The 25,906-nt window shown below is 71.9% G+C and carries 18 protein-coding genes; 5 read left to right on the top strand and 13 right to left on the bottom strand.

Translation table 11 applies throughout. The features are described 5' to 3' along the window. Positions 1–265: 265 nt before the first annotated feature. Positions 266–1,183, top strand: coding sequence for a DUF4429 domain-containing protein (locus tag SLINC_RS27470; protein WP_067438095.1), 918 nt, complete (start codon positions 266–268; stop codon positions 1,181–1,183). Between the two features lie 25 nt (positions 1,184–1,208). Here SLINC_RS27470 and SLINC_RS27465 read toward each other — a convergent pair whose 3' ends face one another. Continuing rightward, positions 1,209–2,018, bottom strand: coding sequence for a class II aldolase/adducin family protein (locus SLINC_RS27465; protein WP_067438089.1), 810 nt, complete (start codon positions 2,016–2,018; stop codon positions 1,209–1,211). 153 nt (positions 2,019–2,171) lie between these two features. Between SLINC_RS27465 and SLINC_RS27460 the strand changes: the two genes are divergently transcribed. Beyond that, a complete protein-coding gene (locus SLINC_RS27460; protein WP_067438087.1) occupies positions 2,172–2,639 on the top strand; it encodes a pyridoxamine 5'-phosphate oxidase family protein in 468 nt (155 codons plus the stop codon). Between the two features lie 39 nt (positions 2,640–2,678). Here the strand turns inward: SLINC_RS27460 and guaA are convergent, their stop codons facing one another. Further along, positions 2,679–4,256 carry a glutamine-hydrolyzing GMP synthase gene (guaA, locus tag SLINC_RS27455; RefSeq protein WP_067438085.1) on the bottom strand — a complete coding sequence of 526 codons (1,578 nt, stop codon included), beginning with the start codon at positions 4,254–4,256 and terminating at the stop codon, positions 2,679–2,681. A 319-nt stretch (positions 4,257–4,575) separates the two neighbouring features. Here guaA and SLINC_RS27450 point away from each other — a divergent pair, with 319 nt between their 5' ends. Beyond that, entirely contained in the window at positions 4,576–4,857 is a 282-nt protein-coding gene (locus SLINC_RS27450) for a chorismate mutase (protein ID WP_067438083.1), read from the top strand. A gap of 534 nt (positions 4,858–5,391) precedes the next feature. On the opposite strand, the gene SLINC_RS48100 is transcribed toward SLINC_RS27450, so the two are convergent. Then, positions 5,392–6,537, bottom strand: coding sequence for a hypothetical protein (locus SLINC_RS48100; protein ID WP_067438081.1), 1,146 nt, complete (start codon positions 6,535–6,537; stop codon positions 5,392–5,394). Positions 6,538–6,835: 298 nt separating this feature from the next. Beyond that, positions 6,836–7,093 carry a hypothetical protein gene (locus SLINC_RS50260; RefSeq protein WP_159425365.1) on the bottom strand — a complete coding sequence of 86 codons (258 nt, stop codon included), beginning with the start codon at positions 7,091–7,093 and terminating at the stop codon, positions 6,836–6,838. Here SLINC_RS50260 and SLINC_RS27440 point away from each other — a divergent pair. Continuing rightward, positions 7,077–7,736 carry an LAETG motif-containing sortase-dependent surface protein gene (locus tag SLINC_RS27440; protein WP_107406674.1) on the top strand — a complete coding sequence of 220 codons (660 nt, stop codon included), beginning with the start codon at positions 7,077–7,079 and terminating at the stop codon, positions 7,734–7,736. The two genes, SLINC_RS50260 and SLINC_RS27440, sit on opposite strands and share 17 nt — an antisense overlap. Before the next feature lie 140 nt (positions 7,737–7,876). Here the strand turns inward: SLINC_RS27440 and SLINC_RS27435 are convergent, their stop codons facing one another. The 8 genes from SLINC_RS27435 to SLINC_RS27400 all read right to left on the bottom strand — a co-directional run bounded on the left by SLINC_RS27435 (position 7,877) and on the right by SLINC_RS27400 (position 23,574). After that, positions 7,877–9,655 carry a GMC family oxidoreductase N-terminal domain-containing protein gene (locus tag SLINC_RS27435; protein ID WP_067438080.1) on the bottom strand — a complete coding sequence of 593 codons (1,779 nt, stop codon included), beginning with the start codon at positions 9,653–9,655 and terminating at the stop codon, positions 7,877–7,879. 29 nt (positions 9,656–9,684) lie between these two features. Beyond that, a complete protein-coding gene (locus SLINC_RS27430) occupies positions 9,685–11,298 on the bottom strand; it encodes a succinic semialdehyde dehydrogenase (RefSeq protein ID WP_067438079.1) in 1,614 nt (537 codons plus the stop codon). 126 nt (positions 11,299–11,424) lie between these two features. Beyond that, positions 11,425–13,032: a serine/threonine-protein kinase gene (locus SLINC_RS27425; protein ID WP_067438078.1), complete on the bottom strand. Its 1,608-nt coding sequence runs from the start codon at positions 13,030–13,032 to the stop codon at positions 11,425–11,427. Between the two features lie 86 nt (positions 13,033–13,118). Further along, the gene (locus SLINC_RS27420) at positions 13,119–14,717 is read right to left on the bottom strand and encodes a serine/threonine-protein kinase (protein WP_067438077.1); all 1,599 of its coding nucleotides are present in this window, start codon (positions 14,715–14,717) and stop codon (positions 13,119–13,121) included. Between the two features lie 110 nt (positions 14,718–14,827). After that, entirely contained in the window at positions 14,828–16,360 is a 1,533-nt protein-coding gene (locus SLINC_RS27415; RefSeq protein WP_067438075.1) for a serine/threonine-protein kinase, read from the bottom strand. Positions 16,361–16,459: 99 nt separating this feature from the next. Continuing rightward, the gene (locus tag SLINC_RS27410) at positions 16,460–18,190 is read right to left on the bottom strand and encodes a serine/threonine-protein kinase (RefSeq protein ID WP_067438073.1); all 1,731 of its coding nucleotides are present in this window, start codon (positions 18,188–18,190) and stop codon (positions 16,460–16,462) included. A gap of 171 nt (positions 18,191–18,361) precedes the next feature. Further along, the gene (locus SLINC_RS27405; protein WP_067445756.1) at positions 18,362–20,998 is read right to left on the bottom strand and encodes a protein kinase; all 2,637 of its coding nucleotides are present in this window, start codon (positions 20,996–20,998) and stop codon (positions 18,362–18,364) included. Between the two features lie 197 nt (positions 20,999–21,195). After that, on the bottom strand, positions 21,196–23,574 hold the full coding sequence (locus tag SLINC_RS27400) for a serine/threonine-protein kinase (protein WP_067438071.1): 2,379 nt from the start codon (positions 23,572–23,574) through the stop codon (positions 21,196–21,198). Positions 23,575–23,770: 196 nt separating this feature from the next. Here SLINC_RS27400 and SLINC_RS27395 point away from each other — a divergent pair, with 196 nt between their 5' ends. Continuing rightward, entirely contained in the window at positions 23,771–23,992 is a 222-nt protein-coding gene (locus SLINC_RS27395) for a hypothetical protein (RefSeq protein ID WP_067438070.1), read from the top strand. Positions 23,993–24,060: 68 nt separating this feature from the next. Here the strand turns inward: SLINC_RS27395 and SLINC_RS27390 are convergent, their stop codons facing one another. Beyond that, entirely contained in the window at positions 24,061–25,767 is a 1,707-nt protein-coding gene (locus SLINC_RS27390) for a glycerol-3-phosphate dehydrogenase/oxidase (RefSeq protein WP_079164745.1), read from the bottom strand. Positions 25,768–25,906 lie beyond the last annotated feature (139 nt).

The raw sequence follows: 25,906 nt of genomic DNA, 5'->3' as shown, positions 1-25,906 counted from the left end.
GACGCCCACCTTCCCCACAACACTCACGAGACAAACCCGACAACACCGCCACACACACCACCACAGACACCACCGCAGACACCACCGCAGACACCGCCGCAACCCAGCACCCACGGCCTACGGCTCACAGAGCCAGACAACTCCCCCACGATGACAGCGCATTGTGCCCTACAGCACACCGTCCGCGTCCGTCAGGTCCATCCAGGTCCGGTCAGCGGGAGTGAAGCACGGGCCGCCGTGTTGACCCGGCTGCGAGAATTTCCCCATGGCCGAGATCATCCAGCGCGACGGGACCTGGGCCTTCGACGGCAGCACCGTCAGGATCACCCCGGGTCTGCACCGCTCCGTGCCGCTGTTCCGGCAGACGTACGGAGAGGTCGCCGTGCCCCTGGAGGCCATCGCGGGCGTCGTCTTCGAGCCCGAACGCAAACGCGGCCGGCTGCGCATGCGGCTGCGCGAGGGCGCCGATCCGCTGCTCCAAGCGACCGGGGGGCGGCTGCCCGACCCCGCCGACCCGTACCGGCTGCTGGTGGACCTCGATCGGGTCGGGGTCGCCGAGTACGTGGCGGAGGAGATCCGCCAGGCCCTGCTCCTGGACCAGATTCCCAAGGAGCCGACCAAGGCCTACCTGCTGCCCGGCCCGCCGGTCCCGGTGTCGGTGCGGTCCTCGGACGGCACGGTCTCCTTCGACGGCACGCAGGTGCGGATCGACTGGTCCGACACTTCCGACCGGGTCAAGCGGGCCACGGGGCCGCGGATCGTCACCATCGGCGACCTCGTCGAGGTGGAGTGGCTGCCCAACTCCGGTTACGAGGACGGCTTCATGCGGTTCGTGACCCGCGAGACGGTGTTCTCCAAACTGCCGCCGGAGAAGGACCCGTACGCCCTGGACCTGTGGGGCAGCGCCCGCCGCGACCTGCTCACGGCCCTCGTCGCCACCGCGGTCACGGCCCGCCTGCCGCACCCGTCGACGCGCACCGCCGTCGAAGAGGGCGAGCCCCCCACGCGGCACCCACGGCACCTGACCCCCCGCCCCCGGCGCGCACCGGCCGTACCGCCCCCGGCGGACCACCACGACGTACTCCTGCGCAGGCTGCGGGAGCTGGGCGAACTGCACCGCGACGGCGTACTCACGGACGAGGAGTTCGCGATGACGAAGGCAGCGGTGCTCCGCGGTTTCTGAAGACGGAACCGCACCGGAAACAGCCCTAACTCAACAGATCCGGCTCACTCCGGCTGATGTCCTGCCACATCGGCTGGTAGTTGATCCACGCCACCAGATCCCCGCCCAGCTGCTCCCGAGTCGCCACCGCCATCTTGTGGTCGATCAGGATCGGCCGCCCCGCGGCCTTCGCCGTGAGCTGCACCTGGCAGGACCGTTCCAGGGACAGGAACCACCAGGCCGCCGCGTCCACCGAGTCCCCGACGGTCAGCAGCCCGTGGTTGCGCAGCACGAGGGCCTTCCGGGTCCCCAGAGCGGCAGCGATACGGCGGCCCTCGTCGGCGTCGACGGCCACGCCGGTGTAGGCGTCGTAGAGGGCGTGGTCCTGGTAGAAGGCGCAGCTCTCCTGGGTGATGGGGTCGAGGAGGTCGCCGAGGGCGGACAGCGCGCGTCCGTTCACGGAGTGGCAGTGGGCGACGGCGACGACGTCGGGGCGGGCGGCGTGCACCTGGGAGTGCACGGTGAACGCCGCCTGGTTGACGTGGTAGCGGCCCTCGATGACCTGTCCGCCGGAGTTGGCGAGCACCAGGTCGCTCACGGTGACGTGCTTGAACGGCATCCCGAAGGGATTGACCCAGAAGCAGTCGCTGTACTCGGGGTCCCGGGCGGTGATGTGTCCGGAGACCCCGTCCTCGAAGCCGAGCCGTCCGAAGATCCGCAGCGCGCCCGCGAGCCGCTCCTTGCGGTGCCGGCGCTCGTCCTCGACCGATTCGTGCATGGGCGGCATCGCGAACCGCAACCGGTCGGTCGGCAGCGGCGCCGGCGGTGTGGGCCCGGCGTCGGGCGTCCCGTGCATGTGTCCTCCAGCACTGGGGTGGCTTTACGGGGCGGAAGGTACCGTCGGTCAGCGCGGGAGAACAGCGCTGGTTCGTAAAGATGGCGGACGCGGTCGATACCCGGCGTCGATACCCGACAGGAGGTGTCGGGTATCGGGGGAAAGCTGGGTTCCATGAACTGGGCAGATTTCTCCGCGTCGGAACCCGATCTCGCCAAGACCGTCGAAGACCGCTTCGGTGCCTTCACCCACCACACCCTCGCCACGCTCCGCAAGGACGGCTCGCCCCGGACCACCGGCCTGGAGGTGCGCTTCCTGAACGGCGAGCTCTGGCTCGGCATGATGCCGAACTCGCTCAAGGCGCTCGACCTGCGCCGCGACCCGCGTTTCGCGCTCCAGGCGAATCCCGGCGAGGGCCAGTCCATGGGCGGCGGTGACGTCCGGATCAGCGGCCGGGCGATCGAGGTGGACGACCCGGAGGTGAAGGCCGGATACACCGAAGAGGTGGAACCGCCGGAGCCGCTCCACCTCTTCCGCACCGAGCTGACGGAGGTCGTACGGACCTACATCGAGGACGACAGGTACCTCGTCGTCCAGGTCTGGAAGCCCGGAGAGCCGACGCGCACCCTCAAGCGGACCTGAACCCCACCGAGAACGCGCCGAGAACCCCACCGAAGGGGTTCACTCCCACTCGATCGTCCCCGGCGGCTTCGAGGTCACGTCGAGCACGACGCGGTTCACGTCCGGCACCTCGTTCGTGATCCGCGTCGAGATCTTCGAGAGCACGTCGTACGGCAGCCGCGACCAGTCGGCGGTCATGGCGTCCTCGCTCGACACCGGCCGCAGGACGATCGGGTGGCCGTAGGTGCGGCCGTCGCCCTGGACGCCGACGGACCTGACGTCGGCGAGCAGGACGACCGGGCACTGCCAGATGTCCCGGTCGAGGCCGGCCGCGGTCAGTTCCTCGCGGGCGATGGCGTCGGCCTCGCGGAGCAGGTCGAGGCGGTCCTTGGTGACCGCGCCGACGATCCGGATGCCGAGGCCCGGGCCGGGGAAGGGCTGGCGCTGGACGATCTCGTCCGGCAGGCCGAGCTCCTGGCCGACCATGCGGACCTCGTCCTTGAACAGCTTGCGCAGCGGCTCGATCAGCTGGAACTCGAGGTCCTCCGGCAGCCCGCCCACGTTGTGGTGGGACTTGATGTTGGCGGTGCCGGTGCCGCCACCGGACTCGACCACATCGGGGTACAGGGTCCCCTGGACGAGGAACTCCACCGCCGGACCCTCGTCCGCGATGATCTCCGCCTGGGCCTGCTCGAAGACCCGGATGAACTCCCGGCCGATGATCTTCCGCTTCTCCTCGGGGTCGGAGACCCCCTTGAGCGCGGTCAGGAACCGCTCCTCCGCGTCGACGACGACGAGCTTGACGCCGGTCGCGGCCACGAAGTCCTTCTCGACCTGCTCGGTCTCACCCTTGCGCATCAGACCGTGGTCGACGTACACGCAGGTCAGCTGGTCTCCGATGGCGCGCGCGACGAGGGCCGCGGCCACGGCGGAGTCGACACCGCCGGACAGACCGCAGATGGCGCGCTTGTCGCCGACCTGCTCGCGGATGGCCGCGACCTGCTCCTCGATCACGTTGCCGGTGGTCCAGCTGGGGGTGAGCCCCGCGCCCCGGTACAGGAAGTGCTCCAGGACCTGCTGGCCGTGCGTGGAGTGCATGACCTCGGGGTGGTACTGGACGCCGTAGAGCTTCTTGTCGTCGTTCTCGAAGGCGGCGACCGGGACGACGTCCGTGGAGGCCGTGACGCTGAAGCCCTCGGGGGCGGCGGAGCAGGCGTCGCCGTGCGACATCCACACCGACTGCTCGTCCGGGGTGCCCTCGAAGAGGGTCGAGCCGGACTTCGAGACATGCAGAGGTGTACGGCCGTACTCGCGGGCGCCGGTGTTGTCGACGGTGCCGCCGAGGGTCTGGGCCATCAGCTGGAAGCCGTAGCACATGCCGAAGACGGGGACGCCGGCCTCGAAGAGGGCACGGTCCAGACGCGGGGCCTCGTCGGCGTAGACCGAGGACGGGCCGCCGGAGAGGATGATCGCCGCCGGGTTCTTGGCGAGCATCTCGGCGACCGGCATGGTGCTCGGCACGATCTCGCTGTAGACCCGGGCCTCGCGGACCCGACGGGCGATGAGCTGGGCGTACTGCGCGCCGAAGTCGACGACCAGGACGGTGTCGGGGGCGGCGGCGGGGGTCGCTGATGACACGGGTTGCCTTCCGGCGTGAGCGAGGTGTGTGTGGGGCCGAGTCTACCGGGCTCGACAGGGCCCTCCCGAGGACAAGCCCGTCTCAGGATGCGAACCGGGTTGGACGCCCCCGGACTGCGCGGCATACTGGCGCCATGCTCACGCACCCGGCCTTCCTCTTTACCTATGGCAACCGGCCCACCGGCTGCCATGGTCGTGCTGCTTGAGCAACTGACGAGCGACTTCCCAGGCGCCCCGGGCCGACAAGGCCCGGGGCGCCTGCCGTTTTCCGGGTCCTGCCGTTCCGGGGCACCCTCACCGACAAGACCGAGGAGCCCCCATGACCGCCATCGACGTGACCGGCGCCCGCACCCCCGAGGCCGCCGACGTGATCACCGGAGCCCGTGAGCGCATCGACGCGCTCGACGACCGGATCATCGGGCTGATCCAGGAACGGATGGCCGTGTCCGCCGTCATCCAGCAGGCGCGGATCTCCTCCGGCGGCCGGCGCGTGAACCTCTCCCGCGAGATGGACGTCCTCCACCACTACAGCGAGGCGCTCGGCAAGCCGGGCACGTCCCTCGCCATGACCCTGCTCGAACTCTGCCGGGGTCGTATCTGAGTTCGGGCCCGCTCTCACCCGTACGGCGCGTGACCGCGACGCGGGGAGCTTCGTTGGTGGGGGTGTCCGTGCCAGCCAGGGGCGGGCCCGCCAGAACCACGCGTGGCTCCAGACAAGTGACCGGACGGCAGGGGACAGCAGCCCGGTCACCCAGAACGGCCGGCTCCGGGGACGCCCGGGGCCGACCGGCGGAACAGAGACAGCGAGAAGTACAAGAAGAAGTAGAAGAAGTACAAGACTGGGTCAAATGGTTGCGGAGGCCGTCGGCATCCAGCACGATGCGTAGAAAGCCCTCCCAAGTCCCCCCGTAGACAACTGCATTGACTTTTGTGGTCCAACTGCCAAAGGTCGAGACCAATCACGCGCCCCGTGTACGCCGGGGCGCCGACCGAGGGCACTGAGGCAAGCGGCGCAACCCCCCGGCGCCGCTCCCCAGGCACCGGCGCTGCCCTGACGTCGGTGCTGACCGACGAAGGGCCCCGCGGTTTCGTACCGCGGGGCCCTTCGTCCGTCTTCCTGGCTTTCCCCCTCGCCTCAGGTCCGGGACGCCGTCCCGCAGTCTCCGCCTGCGGTGATCTCGCGGCTGCGGTCGTAGGGGTCTCTCACCGGGCCGGTCGCCGGGTCGTCCGTGGCGGTGTCCGACGGGAACTCGGGGTGGAGATAGCCGTCGTGGATGTCGCAGGCGGTGTTGCCGACGTCCCGGTCGTAGCGCAGGACGTTCAGGCGGTTCGGGGTGGCCACGAAGCGGGCGGGGTCGAGGAGTTCGACGTCGATGGCGCGGCGCACGATGGTGCGCGCGACCTCGGTCCTGCCGTCGGCGGGGACCAGCGGGTAGACGAAGGTGTAGTCGGCGTGAACCGCCACCCCGCCCTGCTCGCCCTTCTCGAACGCCATCCGGCCGCGCGTCTTGATCACATCGCCGACGAGCCGTACGTCCTCGGGGTCGAAGCGGCTGAACAGGCGCAGCGGGTCGTCGGTCTCGCCGGGCGTGCGCAGGGAGCGGTTCATGTCGTCGACGAGCTTCGGCTGCTTCGGGTCGAGGACCGCGAAGGCGGCCGCGGGGCGTTCGCCGCGGATGGTCTTCGGGTCCAGGTTGCCCGCGACCAGCAGCTTCTTGGTCAGCTGGAGGGCGAGTTCGACGCGCTCCTTCGGTATCCCGTCGACGGCCCTCGCCTCGGGCGGGACGATGCCGGCCGCGCCGTCGGCCCAGCGCAGCGCCGGGGATCCGGCGAACGGGGCGTCCAGGGTGGGGGTTTCGCGGGAGGTGGCGGCGGGGGGTGCGGTGGGGGCGGCGGTCTCGTCGGCCAGGGGGGAGGCCGTGGGGGCGTCCGGGGTGGCCGTGCCGAAGGGGTCGCCCGGCAGCAGGGACGGTTTCATCGCCACGACGGCCACGGCGACGGCGAGGGGCAGACCGATGACCGCCCACAGGCGGCGCCGCCTGGCCCGCCCGTCCGTCCCCTGCCGGACCGGCGCCGCGCGCCAGCTCTCGGGCAGCTCGCCCCGCGCCTCCTGCTGCCGCAGCCTCTCGGTCACCATGCGGGCGCGGGCGGAGGGCTCCTTCACGGCGGAGTCGCGGATGTCGCGTTCGGAGTCGCGGGCGAACTGTTCCCAGACCTCGTCGGGGATCTGTCCGGGGAGTTGGGGGGACGAGGAAGGGTCCTCGGGCGGCTTTTCAGACACGTCGCACAGTTCTAAGCGGTGAGAAAGCGCATTCACAAGGAGAACAGGAGATCCGTTATGTGACTCAGGCCACATAAGAATCCTGTGAAGTCCCGCACAACCATTCACACCCTTCACGAATCAAACCCTGCGAACCAAGGGCCACTCCCGCGCCCCACACGCGGAGGCCTCCCCCAAGCGTGCCGCCGGACGGCGGCACACGGATTCCCGAGGTCTTCATGAAGCTTCGTCGTGCCATGGTGGCAGCGGCCGCGACCGCCGTCATAGCTCCGTTGGCTCTGCTCGCGGCACCGGCCGCCTACGCGACCGAGGACCCGGCGTCCGCGTCGCCGAGTGTGTCCGCGACCGAGACGCCGGCCGACAGCACGTCGCCGTCGCCGAGCACGTCCACCACCGAGAGCGCCCCCGCGACCGCCACGCCCCCGGCGTCGTCCCCGCCGGCGAGCTCTCCCGCGCCGAGCACGTCGCCCACCGGGTCCGCTCCGGCGCCGACCACCTCCGCTCCCGAGCCGACCGAGACGCCCGACCCCGAGCCGTCGGTGTGCGAGGACTCCAAGGTCGACGTCAGCATCAACGGCCTGCCGGGCAAGATCCCCGCCGGCAGCGGCTGGCACAAGTTCTCGCTGAACGTCCTGAACTCCTCGGACTCCACGCTCACGGACCTCGACTTCTTCGCCGGGGCGTCCTCCGACGCGGACGGCGCGGAGCTGTTCCAGTCCAAGCAGGTCCGGCTCCAGGCCTGGAACCCCGAGGGCAAGGTCTGGGAGGACCTCGACGAGGAGGGCTACGCGGTCGGTTACGTCGGTTACACCGACGAGCTCAAGCCCGACTTCGAGGTCGACGTCCCGCTGCGCGTCAACGTCAAGGCCAACGCCCCGGTCGGCGCCGGCTTCTCGCTCGGCGCGACCATCTACGGCGACAGCGACGGCGAGTGCACCGGCTTCGGTGACGTCTCGTACAAGTTCCAGATCGTGGCCGCCGGTACCGACACGGGCGGAACCAAGCCGCAGGAAGGCGGCAAGGCTCCGGTGACCGACCAGAAGCCGGCCGGCAACACCCCTGAGGTCACCGGCAGCCTCGCCGAGACCGGTTCCAGCTCCGCCCTGCCGATCGTCGGGCTCGTCGGCGGTGCCGCGGTCGTCGCCGGTGCCGGTGCGGTGTTCGTGGTGCGTCGCCGTAAGGCCGGGGTCGAGGCGTAAGCGCTGATGACCCGGGCCCGCTGAGGCTCATCGCAAGACAGAGAAGGACCTGCGCTCGGAGGGGGGTGCAGGTCCTTCTCTTTGCCCATGAGGGCTCAGGAGAGCTCAGGAGGGCCGATGAGGGCTCAGGAGGGCTTGGGTCACTGCTTCTTGGGCGGCACCGCCGGGATCCCCAGCAGCGGCAGCTTCAGCGCGCCGAAGGCGTCCGCCGGGACCGCCGGGGACTTGGGCTCGACGGGCTGGAGACGGACGTAGGACTCGCCCTGCTCCGGACGCGGGTCCGCCTCGCCCTGGTTGGGCCAGTACGACATGGCGCGCTCGGCCTGGGCGGTGATGGTGAGGGACGGGTTCACGCCCAGGTTGGCGGAGACCGCGGCGCCGTCGACGACCGAGATGCCGGGATGGCCGTAGAGGCGGTGGTAGGGGTCGATGACGCCGGTCTCGCGGGAGGAGCCGATGGGGCAGCCGCCGAGGAAGTGGGCGGTCAGGGGCATGCCCATGAGTTCGCCGACGTTCGAGCCGGCGAAGCCGTTGATCTCGGCGGCGAGGGCGGACGCGCCCTCCGAGGCCGCCTTGATCTGCTTGGGGTTGGGGGAGCCGTGGCCCTGGCGGGCGGTGAGCAGACCCTTGCCGACGCCGTCGGGTTTCAGGTACGTCGTCAGGGAGTTGTCCAGCGACTGCATGACCAGGCCGATGATGGTCCGCTCCGACCAGCGCCGGTTGGACAGGGAGCGCAGGACCTGGAGCGGGTGGCGGGCGGCGTTGCCCAGCCAGGCCAGCGTCCTCGACGAGCCCTCCACGTACGGCACCTGGAGGATCGACAGACCGCCCATCGAGTTGGAGCCCTTGCCGTAGCGGACCGGTTCGATGTGGGTGTTGGCGTCGGGGTGGATGGACGAGGTGATGGCGACGCCCCGGGTGAAGTCGACCTTCTTCTCCCCCGTGACCTTGCGGTAGCGGCGGTTGTCCGTCTGGGCGCCGACCAGCGCCTCGGAGTTGGTGCGGGTGAGTTCGCCCAGCCGGTCGGACAGGTACGGGAGTTGGCCGTTCGCCTTCATGCGGTGCAGCAGGGTCTGGGTGCCGTAGGTGCCGGCGGCGAGGACGACCCTGCGGGCCTTGAAGGTGCGGCCCGGGCCCTTCTTGCGGTCCGTGGGCAGGGTGGCGATCGCGTAGCCGCCCTGTGAGTCGTCCGTGACCGACACGACCGTCGTCAGGGGGTGGACGACCGCGCCCGCCTTCTCGGCGAGGTGGAGGTAGTTCTCGTTGAGGGTGTTCTTCGCGCCGTGCCGGCAGCCGGTCATGCACTCGCCGCACTCGTTGCAGGCCCGGCGGGCGGGGCCCGCGCCGCCGAAGTAGGGGTCGGGCACCTGCTCGCCCGGTTTCGCCTTCGCGCTGCCGTCGGCGTCCTCGCCGTCCCCGAAGAACACGCCCACCGGGGCCATGTGGAAGGTGTCGCCCACGCCCATCCGCTCGGCCGCCGCCTTCAAATGGACGTCCGAGGGGGTCGTCGTCGGGTTGAGCCGTACGCCGAGCATCCGCCGCGCCTGGTCGTAGTACGGCTTCAGCTCCTCCTGCCAGTCGGTGATGTCACGCCACTGCGGGTCCTCGAAGAACGGCTTCGGCGGTACGTAGAGGGTGTTGGCGTAGTTGAGGGAGCCGCCGCCCACGCCCGCGCCGGCCAGGACCATGACGTTGCCCAGCAGGTGGATGCGCTGGATGCCGAACATGCCCAGCCTGGGGGCCCAGAGATAGTTCTTCAGGTCCCAGGAGTTCCTGGGCAGGGACTCGCGGGTGAAGCGGCGGCCGGCCTCCAGGACGCCTACGGTGTAGCCCTTCTCGGTGAGGCGGAGGGCGGTGACGGAACCTCCGAAGCCTGATCCGACGACGATGACGTCGTAGTCGTAGGTGTCCTGGGGCACGTGCTCTCCTCGTTGAGAACGGGTGGTGTCTAGCGGAACCGGAACGCCTTCATCAGGCGGAGGCTGCGGCTCATGAACTGGGCGTACTTCTCGTCGTCCATGCCCAGGGACGGGGCCATGGGCAGCAGGCGCTGCTGGGCGACGGTCTGGGCCTCGGTGTACTTGAGGATGCCCTCGGAGCCGTGGCGGCGGCCGAGGCCGGAGTCCTTCATGCCGCCCATGGGGGACTGGACGCTGCCGTAGGCGGGGGCGTAGCCCTCGTTGACGTTGACGGTGCCGGTGCGCAGGCGGGCGGCGACCTCGCGGCCGCGGCGGGCGTCCTTGGTCCAGACGGAGGAGTTCAGGCCGTACGCCGTGGAGTTGGCGGCCTCGACGGCCTCGTCGTCGGACGTGAAGCGGTAGATGGAGACGACCGGGCCGAAGGTCTCCTCGCCGCAGACGGCCATCGGGGTCTCGACGCCCTCCAGGATGGTGGGCTCGAAGAAGTACGGGCCGATGTCGGGGCGGGCGACGCCACCGGCGACGACCGTCGCGCCCTTGGCGACCGCCTCGTCGACGTGCCGGGTGACGGTCTCCAGCTGGCGTTCGCCCACCAGCGAGCCCATGTCGGCGCCGTAGGCCAGGGAGGTGCCCAGGCGCATGGCCTTGGTGCGGGCGGCGAAGCGCTCGACGAAGGCGTCGGCGATCGACTCGTGGACGTACAACCGCTCGATGGAGATGCAGAGTTGGCCCGCGGAGGAGAAGCAGGCGCGGACGGCGCCGGCGGCGGCCTTCTCGATGTCGGCGTCGTCCAGGACGAGCATGGCGTTCTTGCCGCCGAGTTCGAGGGAGACGCCGATCAGCCGGGCGGCGGCGCCCTGGGCGACCTCGCGGCCGGTGCGGGTGGAGCCGGTGAAGGAGACGTAGTCGGCGTGCTTGACGACCTCGGGACCGACGACGGGGCCGTCGCCGATGACGACCTGGAAGACGTCGGCGGGCAGACCGGCCTCGATGAGCAGGTCGCGCGCCCACAGGGCGGTCAGGCAGGTCTCGGTGTCCGGCTTCATGACGACGGCGTTGCCCGCGACGAAGGCGGGCAGCGCGTCGCCGACCGACAGCTCCAGCGGGTAGTTCCAGGGGGCGATCTGGCCGATCACGCCACGCGGGTGGCGCAGTTCGGTGACCTTCGTGAGCGTGGGCATGGCGCCCGCGTGCCGCTTCGGCTTCAGGTAGGCGGTGGCCCGGCGGCCGTAGTGGCGGGCCGCGACGGCGACCGCCTGGACCTCCTCGTGGGCGTGCAGGCGGGCCTTGCCGGTCTCCAGCTGGACCAGGTCGAGGACCTCTGCCTGGCGTTCGAGGAGGAGGTCGTGGAAGCGCAGGAGCACGGCCGCCCGCTGCCGGACCGGCGTCCGGCCCCACACGTCCTGGGCCCTGCGGGCCGCCTCGAACGCCTTCTGTACGTCCTGAGGCGTCGACTCGGGCAGGTCTGCCAGCTTCTCGCCGGTGAACGGCGTGTGGTTGGCCGTCCGGCCGGAGCCGGTCACCCCCTTGGTGAGCTGGGCGATCAGCTCCGGGGTCACCACGTCGGCGGCGGTACGGGCGCCCTCCGGGGCGGGGGCGAGAGGGTTCGTGCCGGTCTGGGCCGGGGCCTGCGCGTCCGTCATGAGCCGCAGGGTATGCCCGCGCGGAGGCTTTGGGTACCCGTCGGTAACGCGGATTCACCGAGCGCTCACATGACGCCAGCGATCACTGGCAGGAAATACCCTGATCAGGGCGTTGTGTGACGACGATCACCCTGCCCGTCCTTTCCCTCCGATCTCCAGCCGGTCACGGGCGCCCTCGAAGAGCGCGGTGCCCTTCTTCTCGTCCGGCGTCCCCCTGGGCATGGTCACGGCCAGCTCGTACATACGGTCGCCGTCGGCCCGGACGAGCAGACGCATCACATGGGCCGGGGTGCCCGGAGCGTCGTAGGTCAGATCGGTGAGCAGGGCCTCACGGCCGTGGAAGGTGGTGGAGGTGAACACCCTGACGGTCGGCTCGCGCCCCGCCATGGCGCCCTCGGCCTCCTGGGCCCGCGACTGGTCCATCAGGGAGCGGGACGTCCGGTCCCACTCGGTGAACCGGACCGAGATCGCGAGGTTGTCGCTGTAGACGGCCCGCTGGGGGTCGTCGCCCGCCTCGCCCGCCTTGTGGGTCAGCGTGTACTGCGGCGGGAGGCTGAGGTCGGCGTCGATCCCCTGCACCCTGTGAGCCACCCACCCGCTCCGGCCCTTCTCCCCTGTCGTGGGGGGCGTCCCGCCGGCGGTGGAATGCGTCCCGTCGGCGAACGACGTCCCGAGCCAGATGCCTCCGGCGAGCAGAACACCGAGGAGGGCCACGGATATACGGCCGAGGGTGCGGTGGCGGGGAGGGGCCGCGGACTCCAGCACCTCGGGGGCGGGGTGGGGGTCGGGTGGGGGTACGGCGTCCCCTTCCTCCGGTCCGGCATTCCGCTCGGGCTCGGAGGACTCGGGCTTGGAGGACTCGGGCTCGGGCTCGAAGGGCTCGGGTTCCGGCTCGCCCGCCACCTCCCCCAGGACCCGCGCGACCTCCTCCGCGTCCGGCCTCCGCCCGGGATCCTTGGCCAGCAGCCCCTGGATCAGCGGCCCCAGGTCCCCGGCGTCCTCCTTCAGCGGGGGCGGCTCCTCGGTGAGGATCGCGGCGAGGGTGGCCTCCGGCGTCGTACGGCCGAAGGGGGAGCGGCCGTCGACGGCGGTGTGGAGCAGGGCGCCCAGGGACCACAGGTCGCAGGCGGGGCCGGCGATGGCGCCGGACATGCGCTCGGGGGCGACGAAGTCCGGGGCGGCGACGGACTCGCCACTCCCCGTCGGGAGGTCCTCGCCGTGGACATGGGCCAGGCCGAAGTCGGTGAGGACGACACGGCGGTCCGGGCCGAGCAGGACGTTGGCCGGCTTCACGTCCCGGTGCACGATGCCGACGGAGTGCGCAGCGCGCAGGGCGCCGAGGACGGCGAGGCCGATGCGGGCGGCCTCGACGGGCGGCAACGGGCCGCGCCCGAGCACCTCGTGGAGCGACTCGCCCCGGATCAGCTCCATGACGATCCAGGGCAGCCCGTCCTCTTCCTCCACGACGACATCGTGGATGCGGACGGCGGCGGGATGCTCCACCCGCGCCACGGCCCGGGCCTCGTGCTGGAGCCGGCGAGCGGCCCGCCGGTACTCCTCGTCCTCCGGATCACCCGGCAACCCCGGCTGCTTGACCGCGACTTCGCGCTCCGCGACCTCGTCACGCGCCCGCCAGACGGTGTCCGTTCCACCGGCCCCCATACGCTCGGCCAGGCGGTAACGCCCGTCGAGCAGACGGCCCTTGGGGTCCATGCCGCCCCCGTCGTCACTCATGTCCCATGAGTACCCCGCGGAACGGGTCCTTGTCGATGCGGGTCGATACGGGTCGAAGCGGGCCCCGACGGCTGGGGCCGGGGTGGTCAGCGCTTCTTGATCTCCCAGTTCGCGATGACCGTCCTGGCGATCTCCCGCCCCTGCTCCGTGAAGTAGCCCTTGCCCGGGTAGTCCACCCAGATCCTGTACATGTCGCCGTTGTTGGCGCGGTAGTAGAAGAGCCGGGACTCGCGCGGGCGCGGGTTCTCGGTGTCGGTGGTGCTGTAGACGATGGTGTTCTCGGCGGCGGCCCGGCCCTGGTACTTGGCCTCGCTCGGCATGCCGGTGGGAGCGGGCTCGGTGCCGATGTCGGAGGTGTACTCGCCGTCCTGGAGGGTCTCCCAGTCGGCGAAGGCCTTGGCCAGGGCGGTGGCGGGGATCTCCTTGGCCTTGTCGTCCGCCTTGATGTCGTGGTCGACGTGGATCCGGATCATCCCGCTCGGATCACTGAAGGCCGCGTCGGTGCCGTCCGTGGTGTCGGGGTCCGGCTTCTCCCGCTGGAACGCGGCGGGCGCGGCGACGCTCATGCCGATCCTCGCGTCGAGGTCGTGCTTCTTCCAGCCGTCGGGCAGGGGCCCCGCGAACGGATCCGCAAGCACCAGGTGCCCGGCCACCGCGGCCGCGACGACGACGGCGCCGAGGCCGAGGAGGGTCTTGCGGCCGAGCCTGACGCCCTTCGGCGGGGCCGCGACGTGCGGGATGGCCTGCGTGGGAGCGAGGGCCGGCGGGTTCGCGGTGTGCTCCAGGAGGGCTCGGACCTGGGCCGCGTTCGGACGGCGGGCCGGATCCTTCTGGAGGAGGCCGTTGATGGCCTCGGCGAGCGGGCCGGTCGCGGCGGCGGGCGGGGCGGGGGTGGCGTTGAGGACGGACTGGAGGGTGGCCGGGGTGTTGCTGCGGCGGAACGGGGAGACGCCCTCCGTCACCGCGTACAGGACGACACCGAGGGACCACAGGTCGGAGGCGGGGCCGGGCCGCTGGCCGAGCACCCGCTCCGGCGCGATGTACTCGGGCGAGCCGACGAAGCCCCCGGTGTCGGTCAGGTTCGTCTCGCCCTCGATCTGGGCGATGCCGAAGTCGGTGAGGACGACCCGGTCGTACCGGCCGAGGAGCACGTTGTCCGGCTTGACGTCACGGTGCAGGATGCCCGCCGCGTGCGCGGCCTCCAGGGCGCCCAGCACGTCGAGGCCGATTCTCGCCGCTTCTCTCGCCGCGAGGGTGCCCTCCTGGAGCGCGGCGCCCAGGGAGCGGCCCTGCACCAGCTCCATCACGATCCACGGCTGGCCGTCCACGACCGCCACATCATGGACATTCACGACAGAGGGATGATCGAGCCGGGCCGCGGCGCGTGCCTCGCGGCGCATCCGCTCGAAGGCGTTGGCGCGTTCGCGTTCGGGAAGGTGATCCGGGACGCGGGGCTCCTTGACGGCGACCTCGCGATCCACGGTCTCGTCCTTGGCCCGCCAGACCGTACCCATCCCGCCGTGTCCCAGCTTGGCGAGCAGCCGGTAGCGGCCCGCGATGAGGCGTCCGGTGCCGGGCTCCTGGGGCGGGGCCACCTGAGTGGGCACGGCCGGTGGGTTCGGCGGTTGCAGAACAAAACTCGTCGTCTCGTCGGGCTCGTGGCCGACGCCCCCGTTGCTGCTCATGGCTCCATCCATATCGCGCCATGCGCCTCCGCATCCACAGGGAACGCGAACCGGTCACAGACCCGTGACTCGAATCGTCACCTACGCACCCTTTGTCCGTAAGGGTCGCCCTAGGTGTTCGTGTCCACGAACGTGCCGACCGCCACGTCGAAGTACTCCCGCGCCTCCCGCACCTTCCCGACCGGCGCCGACACCCACACGTCGTACAGCCGGCCGTCCGCCTCCCAGCACAGGTCGTAGGTGTGCCGGGGTCCCTCCGCCGCGGTGAAGCCGTCCCAGGTGAACTCCCAGAGGGCGGCGGGGTGTCCACGGTGCCGGGTGGCGGTGATCCGGCCGTCGCGGTAACCGGGGTTGCTGGTGGCCCCCTCGGCGGCCGAGCGGCGCATCGCCCCGAGCGGGCCGCCCGGTCCGGCGCCGGTGACCCTGACGCCGAGACGGAAGGCCCGTCCCCGGGACGTGTAGAAGACCCGCTCCCCCTGCGGTTCACGGGTGAAGCCCTCCGGTACGGCGAGCGCGAAGCCGGCCGGGTCGTCGGCGAGACGGTAGCCGGAGGGGGCGGACGGCAGGGAGACGGAGGGAGCCGGGGCCGGGATTCCACCGTCCCGGTTCATCAGCAGCGCCGCCGCGGACACTCCCGCGCCCGCCATCGCGGCGACCAGCAGCGCGGACACCAGCACACCCCGCGTGGAACGCCCCGCGGGAGGCCGCCCGGGCAGGTCGGCCCGCGTCGGCGTGTACCCCGACGGCACGTACTCCGAGGGCACGTACTCCGACGGCAGATCCGGCGTGCGGCCCGTGTCCCGGAACGCCCGCAGCATCGACTCGGCCCGCGCCGCGTCGAGCCGCCGCTCCGGATCGCGTTCGAGGAGGCCCCGTACGACGGGGAGGATCGGCCCGGCCTGCGCGGGCGGCCGTATCTCCGCGGAGACGACCGCGTGCAGGATGCCGCCCAACGAGTCGCGCCGGAACGGCGATTCGCCGCTGAGCGCGGTGCACAGCAGCGCCCCCAGCGACCACAGGTCGGACGCGGGACCGGTCCTGGCCCCGGACATCCGCTCGGGAGCGGTGTACTCGGGCGAGCCGACGAAGGTTCCGGTCTCGGTGAGTGTGGTGGCGCCCGAGACCTGGGCGATGCCGAAGTCGGTGAGGACGACACGGCCGTGGCCGGGACGGTCGCCCTCGGCAGGCTCCTCCAGGAGAACGTTCGCGGGCTTGATGTCCCGGTGCAGCATCCCCGCCGCATGGGCCGCCCGTAACGCTCCTGACAGGGCGATGCCGATCCGCGCGGCTTCGTCGGCGTCGAGGGGCCCGTGCGCGGCGATCCGGTCGGCGAGGGAGCCGCCCTCGATCAACTCCATGACGATGTACGGGCGTTCGTCGTGCTCGACGACGTCGTGGACGACGATGACGTGCGGGTGGCGCAACTGGGCGACCGCGCGCGCCTCGCGCAGGGTGCGGTCGCGTCGCCGTCGGGCCTCGGCCGCGGAGAGGGTCTCGTCCAGGGGGAGTTCCTTGACGGCCACGCATCGGCCGAGCAGTTGGTCGGTCGCCCGCCACACCACGCCCATGCCACCGCGTCCGAGCCGCTCCTCGAGCCGGTAACGGCCCGCGATCACACGGACGTTCTCCCCCTCGGTCCCCATGCGCCTCATCATGCCGCAACGGACGGACGCCCTCCGGGGCGGCGACCGGCCAAAACGGCCCGGACACCGGGCCGTTCGAGCCGCCCTCGTAAGGCGGTCTCAGGGGGTCTTCTCCTGCCAGCCCTGAAGAACCGCCTTGAACTGCTTGGCCGTCGTGCCCCAGCTCTTCGCGGGCGCCGACATGTAGATCGCGTACTCGGTGCCGTCGCGGGACATGTACGTCTCCTCGACGGCCCGGCGCGGCCCGGGATACGGCGTGTCCTTGGCCAGCGCGGTCCAGGTGTACTCCCACCGGGCGCCGGGCCGGTCCCGGTAGGTGTTCTCCTCCAGGCTCACCCGCTCGTAGTCGCGCAGCCTCCGGAGCTGCTGCTCCAGATCGATCTGGTGCGCGTACGGGTCACTGAAGTCCGGCGAGGTGTCGACGGCGATACGGACGAAGTGCTTGCCGCCGTCGGGGCTGTAGTCGACCTGCGTGAGGTCGCCGGGGGTGCCGACGATCTTCCGCTCCCAGCCCCTGGGCAGATGGATGCTGAAGCCCAGGGGATCGTCGTAGCGCTTCCACGTGGCCGGAACGGCCCCCTCCTCGGGGTGCTGGGTGCTCCCGCCGGTCGGCGTGGGACTCGGCGAGTCGGCGGCGGTCGTGCCCTGCCGTCCCTCGTCCCACTTCTGGAACGCGACGGCCGTCCCTCCGCCGACGATCGCCGCCAGGACGACCACGAGCACGAGCGACCGCAGCCGACGGCGCTTCGGCGGCTCGGCCACGCCCCCGGTGTGCGGCCCGGGCCCGATCGTCGTCGCTCCGGTCACCGGCGGATACGGCGTCCCGGCCGGCGCGTACGGCGTGCCCCCGCCCGGATACGGCGTCCCCCCGCTCGGGTACGGCGTCGGACCCGACGCGTACGGCGTGGCGCCGCCGGTCTCCGACCCGGTACGGGCCTCCGGCTCACCGTGGCCGCCGTACCCGCCCCGACCGTTGATGTGCCGCGTCGTGACGTACGCCTGGGCCGCGTTCGGCCGGCGTCCCTCGGCCGCCTCGGCGAGCATCTGCTCGGCGGTGGCCGCGTCGGGCCGTACGGCGGGGTCCTTGTGCAGCAGCGCGGCGATGACGGGTCCGAGCGCGCCGCCGTTGCTCAGCTCGGCGGGTTCCTCGTCGACGACGGCCTGCATGGTGGTCAGCGGTGTCGTCCGGCGGAACGGCGACCTGCCCTCGACGGCCGTGTAGAGCGTGGCGCCCAGGGCCCACAGGTCGGAGGACGGGCCCGGGTCGTGGCCGCGGATGCGTTCGGGGGCAAGGTAGTCGACCGAGCCGACGACCTCGCCGGTGCGGGTGATCGTCGTGTCGCCCTCGATCTGGGCGATGCCGAAGTCGGTGAGCAGGACGCGGCCGTCCCGGCCGAGGAGGACGTTGCCGGGCTTGACGTCGCGGTGCAGCACTCCGGCGGAGTGCGCGGCGCGCAGGGCCCGCAGCACCCACATCCCGATACGGGCGGCCTCCCGCGGCTCGATGCGGCTCTGCTCCTTGACGGCGTCGGCCAGCGAGTGGCCCTCGACCAGCTCCATCACGATCCACGGCCGGCTGTCGTGGTCGAGCACGTCGTGCACGGTGACGACGGCGGAGTGGTTGATCCGGGCGGCGGCGCGTGCCTCGGCCCGGGTGCGGGCGAGGAGGACGGCCTGGTCGCTCTCGGAGACGTAGAGCGCCGCGGTCAGTTCCTTGATCGCGACGGCCCGGTGCAACACCTCATCGTGGGCACGCCAAACCCGCCCCATGCCGCCCTTGCCGATCGGGTCGGCGAGCCGGTAGCGGCCCGCGAGGAGCTGGCCCTGCATCTGATTCACGTTGCCCCGCAATGCTCTTGACGGAGTCAGCCTAAGGACCGGCCGTCACCGAAAGGAACCTTGGGGGCGTCAAGGAGACCTCACTGTGACGGTTGTCGCTTTCGGGAACGCGAGTGAACCCGCGGCCCTGGAACGGCGTCGGGGCGACCGTCGCCCGGTTTACTACCCGGTGACCTGATACGTCGCCGACGCCTGCTCGTACAGCCGGGTCACCTCGTCCCGCTCGGCCTCCGGGCCGCGCACCTGCACCACGTGGTACTTGCCGTCGACCAGCAGCGCCAGGTTGCGCACGAAAAGTTCGCGCCCGTCACCGTCGGTCCAGGTGAACTGGCCCTCCGCCATCGACCGCTCGCCGACCTGGATCGACTTCAGCCCGGTCGCGGTGGCCCAGCTGGAGTCCCGGTACGGCTGGAGCTCGGGCTCCTTCTCCCGCTGGTACACCATCGGGTCGCCGCCGTCCCGGGCCGCGCTGTCCCGGCCCGGTACGACGATGAGCTCGAAGTTCCCGTGCGTGTACACGACCTGCCCGCGGCCGTTGACCGCGGTGCGGTCCCAGCCGTTGGCCACGGCGACGCGGAAGCCCTCGGGGTCCTTGCGGAGGGTGAATCCGTCGGCGACCTCGGGGCCGCTGGTCTGCGTCTCGGTGGACGGGGCGGAGGACGGGCTGCTGTCCTGGGGGCCCGGCGAGGTCTGGTCGGGGCGTGGCTCGCTGCTCGGCTCGGGGGACCGCTCGGGAACCGTGCCGACCGTGTCGGAACCGGTGGACTGCGAGGCGCCCTCCCCGTCGGGCTCGGCCTTCGGCATGAACAGCATCGCGTAGGTGATCGCGCCGGCCAGCAGGAGCAGGATCAGCACGAGCAGCGTCCGTCCGAGCCGCCTGGGTGAACGGACCTCCTCCCGGGCCCGCTTGTGGCGACCCTGGTGCGCGGGCAGCCCGGCGCGCCGCTTGCGCACCAGTTCGCCCCGGCGGCGCACGATCGGCAGCCGGCTGGTGTCGGCGGGCGGCGCCGCGACGACATGCGCCCCGGCCTCCGGCTCGGGCGCCGACCGCACCAACGAGCGCAGCCAGCCGCGCAGTTCCTCGAAGTCGAGGCGCTCGGTCGGATCCTGCCGCAGCAGCGACTCCACGACCGGCCGGAGCGGCCCGCACTCCTCGGCGAAGGCGGGCGGCTCCGCGCACACCAACTGCACCAGCTCCGCCGTGGACTCCTCCGGGTAGGGCGCGTGCCCCTGCACGGCACGGAAGAGCAGCGCGCCGAGCGCCCACAGGTCGGTCGCGGGCCCGATGGGCGCCGCCAGCTGCCAGTTCTCGTGCACGGGTCCGGCCTGCTCCGGCGCCCAGCGCTCGGTCACCGGTCCCACCACGGCCATCCGGGCCTGCCGGGCCCGTTCGGCGGCCAGCGCTGTGGCCGGTCCCCGTCGCACCGGCGCGGCGGCGGCGAGTTCGTCCCACCGGCTCGGCCGCGGGCCCGCCGCGTCCTCGACGGCCGGCGCGGTGCCGTGGCCGGCCTGCGGAAGAGCCGTACGTCCCGGCCCGTCGGCGTGGGCGGTCCCGGCCGGCGGCAGGGTCCCGCCGGGCGCGTTGCGCGGAGCCGCCCCGTGCCAGGCACTCCGCACGCCGTAGGGGTCGGCTATCTGGCCCGGGGGCACGGCCCCGGGCGCGTGCCGCACACCGTTCGCGTTGGGGTACGGCGCGTGCTGGGCGCCGTTGGGGGCGGCGGGCAGAGCCGTCGCGTCGCCCTCGGGGGCGGAACGCGCGCTCGGCAGGGCCGCCTGCCCGCTCTGCGCCTCCTGGACCCGGGCCGCGGCCCGCGCGCCCGCGCGATACGCGGCGATGGCACCGGCCCGCGCCGCCCTGATGTCCGTACCGGTGTCGGCGGAGCCGCGGGCGATCGCGGCCGACGCGCCGTTCGCCTGCTCCGCCCCGACCGCCGGCAGCGCACCGTTCTCCCGGGCCTCGATGGCGGCCCGTCGGGCGGCCTCCGGGTCACCGCCGCCGAACGTGACGCCACCGCCGCCCGGCGGGACACCTCCGCCCGGACCGGCGCCGCCCCTCGGCGGGACACCGTCGACCGCACCACGCCCGCCGGCTCCGACGGCCGCACCCGGCCCCGCGGGGCCGGTGGGCCTGTCGACCGCGCCGGGGCCGCCCGGCCCGCCGTTGCCCCAGTCCGCGTCCTCGGCCGGGACCGGGTCGTACCCGCACAGGGCTTCCTCCGCCGCGCCGACCGCGAGACCGGTCAGCATCACCCGGCCGTCGTCGCAGACCATCACCGTGCGCGAGGTGACATTGCGGTGGACCCAGCCGTGGGCGTGCAGGACCCGCAGGGCCATGAGGACGTCGGCGGCGACCTCGGCGGCGCGGTAGGGCGTCAGCGGCTTCTCGGCGAGCAGCGCGGCCAGCGGGCGCGCGGCCACGAACTCGCTGACGACCCAGAGCGAACCGCCCTCGGCGAACACGTCGAAGACCTGGTCGAGCCGGGGATGGTCGGGTATCCGGGCCGCGGCCTGCGCCGCCTCGACGGCCCGGCGTACGGCGGGCTCCGTCGGCCGTCGCGCTCCCGAGCCCGGCGCGGAGCGTCGCGCTCCCCGGGGGTCACGCGCCGTGAACCCGTCCGGCAGCCCCTCGGCGTCGAGGACCTCAGCCTCGACGACCTCCGGCAACGGCACCTGCCGGACCAGGACTTCCTGCCCGCTGTAGGTGTCGAAGGCCCGGGTCTCGGTGAGTTCGTACTCGTCGGAGGGGGGCAGCGGCAGGCGGTAGCGGTCGGCGAGTACCCGTCCCGCATAGTCGTCCACGATGCCTCCCCCGGCCGCCCGGTTGGTCAATTCCGTTCGTCTTGCGACCCGTTCGTACCCATTCCCGGATGCGTACGGTCCGCAAGCATTCACGATACGTGCCGGAGGCAAGTCACAGAGAGGGGATGCCAGATCTCACGCGGCAAACCAGGGATCGAACAAGTAGTCGATCACCGGGCGGCTCCTCATGCGGCTTCTCAAGGCTTCGGCGTGAAGCTCTCCGTCAGTGTCCGCCAGGTGCCCTCGCGCAGGTCCGTGTCCCAGTTCGCGGCTTTCGCCGTGTACATCAGCGCGTATCCCAGGCTGCCGTTGACGACGAATCCCCGGTCGATCGTCCGGTACGTCGTCCCGCCGTCCGAGTAGGTGAACTCCCAGTCGGCCGTGTTCCAGCCGCGGTAGTCCACCGCCTCTATTCGGATCCGCTCGTACTGGGCGCGCCGCATGCCGCTTTCCTGGTTCTTCCAGTCGGTGACCGGATCGCCCTTGGGCGTGGACGTCCAGGCGATGAGCAGCCGCTGCCCGTCGGGCCCGGCGAACCGGTCACCCGCGGCGTCCGAGGAGCGATACTTCCACCCCGCCGGCAGCCCGATCGAGTACCCCTGGCTGCCCTTGTGCGTCGATTTCACCGCGCTGTCGCCGGAACCGGCGTCACCGGAGCCCGACCCGGCCCCCGCACCACCGGACGCGCTCGCCCCGCCGCTCGGCGTGGCCTTCGATCCGGACCCGGCCGACGGCTTGGTGCTCTCCGAGCCGTCCGTGTGGGCGCCGGTGCCCTCGTCGTCCTTGGTGTCGGCGCTCGCGCTCGGACCGGCGGTCACCTTGGTCCCGCCACCGCCCTTGGCTCCGTCGGAGTTGCCGTCGCCGTCGAGCGTCAGCGCCAGCACGGTGCCGAGCACGGCGAGCGCCACGACCACGGCGATGATCACCAGGGTCCGCTTCGGCACCACGTCGGTGAGCGGCGCCCTGGGCACGGGCCGCGACGGCAGGTCCGGCGGCGTCATGACGGGCCACCCGGAACTCCGGCCCGCGGCCCCGCCGTTCGCACCCTGCGCGGCTCCACTCCGCGGGCCGGGCACACCGGTCGACGCGGAGCCGGACGCCGTGGAGGAGGTGGCGGCAGGCGAAGTGGCCGAGGAAGAGGTGGGCGAAGAAGAGGTGGGCGAAGAAGACGAAGCTGCCGAAGCAGACGCGGGCTTGGACGAGAGCGAGGGTGCAGGCGAAGGCGAAGCCGCGGCCGGAGAGGACGTCGCGGCCGACGAACCCGCCGCCGTCTTCGCCGACTTCCCGGAGGACACCGCACCGCCCGAACCCGAACCGGACGCGTCCCCACGCGAACCCGCCGGCGCCGACGAACCCGCCGTGCCGGTCGCTCCCGAAGCCGCCGCACCGGCGGCCCCGGTCCTGGTCGTCCCGCTTCCGGACGCGGGACCCGAGGGAGCCGCCGCGTCACTGTCCGATCCCGAACCGCCATCGGTCGCACCGGACTTGGTGCGGGAGGCGGCCGCGGCGGCGCCACCGGCACCGGCGGCCTTCCGCATGGAGCGCAGCGCGCCGCGCAGCCGCTCGCCCGCCTCCTCGCCGCGCTTGCCTCCGGTACCCCCGGAACTCCTCTTGTCCGCGGAACCCTTCTTGTCCGCGCGCTCCTCGGGCTGCGGAGGCAGCGGCACCACCTTCGTGGCGTCCATCGCCGGCTCCGGCTCGGCCTTCGGTTCCGGCGCGTGGATCACGGCGTTGAGCATCGTCCGCGCGCCCGCGTCGTCGAGCCGCTTGGCGGGGTCCTTGGTGAGCAGGCCGTAGATGACGTCCTTCAGCGGCCCGGCGTTCTTCGGATCCTCCAGCGGCTCGGTCATCACCGCGGTCAGGGTCGCGATCGCGGACCCCTTGTCGTAGGGCGGCGCGCCCTCGACCGAGGCGTAGAGCAGGCCGCCGAGCGACCACAGGTCGGCCGCGGGGCCCGGCTTGTGTCCGCGGGCCCGCTCCGGGGAGATGTAGGAGGGCGCGCCGACGAGCATGCCGGTGGAGGTGATGGACGGGTCGCCCTCGACCTGGGCGATGCCGAAGTCGGTGAGCACGACCCGGCCGTCCTCGGAGATCAGCACGTTGGACGGCTTCACGTCGCGGTGCAGGATGCCCTGGCGGTGCGCGGAGCGCAGTACGTCGAGGACGGCGAGGCCCACCTCCGCCGCGCGCTTCGGCTCCAGCAGGCCGTCCTCACGGATGACCTCGGCGAGCGACTTGCCCTCGACGAGTTCCATCACGATCCACGGCCGGTCGTCCTCCTCGACCACGTCGTAGACCGTCACCGCGCTGTTGTTGCGGATCCGCGCGATCGCCTTGGCCTCACGCAGCGTGCGCGTGATCAGCCGACGCTTCTCGTCCTCGTCGATGTTGGTCGGGAACCGCAGTTCCTTGACGGCGACCGTCCGGCCCAGGGTCTCGTCCTCGGCCCGCCACACCGTGCCCATGCCACCGCGACCGAGCACCCCTCCCAGGCGGTACCGCCCGGCGAGAAGACGCTCGCCGTCGTCCTGACGAGATCCCTGACGGGATGTCCCCGCCCGCTCCGCCTCCGACATGCGTCCCCTCATGCAACCCGCCCTGACAGAGCCTCCATTGTCCCTCACCCGACAAGTGCCCAGCGCCCAGGGTGCCCCTGGGCGGATGTCGGCCCTGCTCTCCGTCGTGTTCCGCCCCGCACCCCACCCAACGGCCGGGCCTCGCTCAAAGGTCCCGACCTGCGACACCCGTTCGAGTGAGTTCTACGATCTGCCCATGTCCGAGACTCCCCCGCACTGGACGGTGCACCATTTCTCCCAGGCCAATCCCGCCGGTCCGGGCTGCGACAGCGTGCCGGCCCTCCTGCGCCGGCTGGCGGATTCCATCGAGGCATTGGGCCCGGTCGAGGTCCAACACCTCGTCATCGAGTCGGAGATCACCGAGCACGGCCCCTGGCGGTCGGGGACCGTCTACTTCCATCCGGCGGAGGCCGACTGAGACCGGCTGAGGCCGGTTCCTATTTCATCCGGCGGAGGCGGCCGGATGAGACCTGCTGAGACCGGTTCCTAGAGCGGCACGATGTCCGGCGCCCCCAACCGCGCCGCGTCCGCCGTCAGGTCGTCCGGCTGTCGTTGCGACTCCCGCTCCGCCTCGACCCGCTTCTCGTAGTGCTCGACCTCGCGTTCGATCTGGTCCTTGTCCCAGCCGAGCACCGGCGCCATCAGCTCGGCGGCCTCGCGGGCGCTGCGGGTGCCCCGGTCGAAGGTCTCGATGGAGATACGGGTGCGCCGGGTCAGGACGTCGTCCAGATGCCGCGCCCCCTCGTGGGAGGCGGCGTAGACGATCTCGGCGCGCAGATAGTCGTCGGCGGCGTGCAGCGGCTCGCCGAGCGAGGTGTCCGCGGCGACGAGGTCGAGGACCTCCTCCGCCAGCGCGCCGTACCGATTCAGCAGATGCTCGACGCGCACCACGTGCAGACCGGTCCGCGCGGCGATCCGCGCCCGCGCGTTCCACAGCGCCCGGTACCCCTCGGCGCCCAGCAGCGGCACGTCCTCCGTGACGCACTCGGCGACCCGCATGTCGAGGCCGTGCACCGCCTCGTCCACCGCGTCCTTGGCCATCACCCGGTAGGTCGTGTACTTGCCGCCCGCCACGACCACGAGCCCCGGCACCGGATGCGCCACGGTGTGTTCGCGCGAGAGCTTGCTGGTGGCGTCCGACTCACCGGCGAGCAGCGGCCGCAGTCCCGCGTACACGCCCTGGACGTCGTCGCGGGTCAGCGGCACCGCGAGCACGGAGTTCACGTGCTCCAGCAGATAGTCGATGTCGGCGCTGGACGCGGCCGGGTGCGCCTTGTCCAGGTCCCAGTCGGTGTCCGTCGTCCCGATGATCCAGTGCCGGCCCCAGGGGATGACGAAGAGGACGGACTTCTCGGTGCGCAGGATCAGGCCGGACGAGGAGGTGATGCGGTCCTTGGGGACGACGAGGTGGATGCCCTTGGACGCCCGGACGTGGAACTGGCCGCGCTCCCCGACCATCGCCTGGGTGTCGTCGGTCCACACACCGGTCGCGTTGACGACCTGCTTGGCGCGGATCTCGTACTCCCCGCCGGCCTCGACGTCCTGCACCCGGGCGCCGACGACCCGCTCCCCCTCGCGCAGGAAGCCGGTGACCCGCGCGCGGTTGGCGGTCTTGGCGCCGTAGGCCGCCGCGGTGCGCACGAGGGTCGCCACGAAGCGGGCGTCGTCCATCTGGGCGTCGTAGTACTGCAACGCCCCGACCAGCGCGTCCTTCTTCAGAGCGGGCGCGACCCGCAGGGCGTGACGGCGGCTCAGATGGCGGTGCACGGGCAGGCCCCGGCCGTGGCCGCGGGCCATCGACATGGCGTCGTAGAGCGCGACGCCCGAGCCGGCGTACAACCGCTCCCAGCCCTTGTGCTGAAGGGGGTACAGGAACGGCACGGGCTTCACCAGATGAGGCGCGAGCCGCTCCAGCAGCAGGCCGCGCTCCTTCAGCGCCTCGCGGACGAGCGCGAAGTCGAGCATCTCCAGATAGCGCAGGCCGCCGTGGACCAGTTTGCTGGAGCGGCTGGAGGTGCCGGACGCCCAGTCACGCGCCTCGACCAGGCCCACGGACAGCCCTCGGGTGACGGCGTCGAGGGCGGTGCCCGCGCCGACCACACCCGCTCCCACCACCAGCACGTCCAGCTCACGCTCGGCCATTGATGCGAGTGACTCGGCGCGTTGCGCCGGCCCCAGGGTCGCTGTCCTCACTGCTGCCTCCCGCTGTAGGTCGCGCCGGTCCCACCGCTGTCGCACCGGTTCACTCCTGAGGAGTGGCCCGGCCCGTTTCCCTCATGCCCAAATTCTGACCGGCTTGCCCGACTTCAGCCACCAGTCGCCCCCAGCCTGT

The organism is Streptomyces lincolnensis (assembly GCF_001685355.1).
GTDB lineage: Bacteria > Actinomycetota > Actinomycetes > Streptomycetales > Streptomycetaceae > Streptomyces > Streptomyces lincolnensis.
The sequence above is the reverse complement of the archived record's forward strand: the minus strand, read 5'-3'. Positions and strand labels throughout refer to the sequence as shown.

What these genes read in the sequence shown, in the direction of transcription:
- SLINC_RS27400 (WP_067438071.1), bottom strand. Translation starts at nt 23,574, where the DNA reads ATGTCGGAGGCGGAGCGGGCGGGGACATCCCGTCAGGGATCTCGTCAG.
- SLINC_RS27450 (WP_067438083.1), top strand. Translation starts at nt 4,576, where the DNA reads ATGACCGCCATCGACGTGACCGGCGCCCGCACCCCCGAGGCCGCCGAC.
- SLINC_RS27465 (WP_067438089.1), bottom strand. Translation starts at nt 2,018, where the DNA reads ATGCACGGGACGCCCGACGCCGGGCCCACACCGCCGGCGCCGCTGCCG.
- SLINC_RS27395 (WP_067438070.1), top strand. Translation starts at nt 23,771, where the DNA reads ATGTCCGAGACTCCCCCGCACTGGACGGTGCACCATTTCTCCCAGGCC.
- SLINC_RS27430 (WP_067438079.1), bottom strand. Translation starts at nt 11,298, where the DNA reads ATGACGGACGCGCAGGCCCCGGCCCAGACCGGCACGAACCCTCTCGCC.
- SLINC_RS27460 (WP_067438087.1), top strand. Translation starts at nt 2,172, where the DNA reads ATGAACTGGGCAGATTTCTCCGCGTCGGAACCCGATCTCGCCAAGACC.
- SLINC_RS27470 (WP_067438095.1), top strand. Translation starts at nt 266, where the DNA reads ATGGCCGAGATCATCCAGCGCGACGGGACCTGGGCCTTCGACGGCAGC.
- SLINC_RS27410 (WP_067438073.1), bottom strand. Translation starts at nt 18,190, where the DNA reads ATGCAGGGCCAGCTCCTCGCGGGCCGCTACCGGCTCGCCGACCCGATC.
- SLINC_RS27425 (WP_067438078.1), bottom strand. Translation starts at nt 13,032, where the DNA reads ATGAGTGACGACGGGGGCGGCATGGACCCCAAGGGCCGTCTGCTCGAC.
- SLINC_RS27420 (WP_067438077.1), bottom strand. Translation starts at nt 14,717, where the DNA reads ATGAGCAGCAACGGGGGCGTCGGCCACGAGCCCGACGAGACGACGAGT.
- SLINC_RS27415 (WP_067438075.1), bottom strand. Translation starts at nt 16,360, where the DNA reads ATGGGGACCGAGGGGGAGAACGTCCGTGTGATCGCGGGCCGTTACCGG.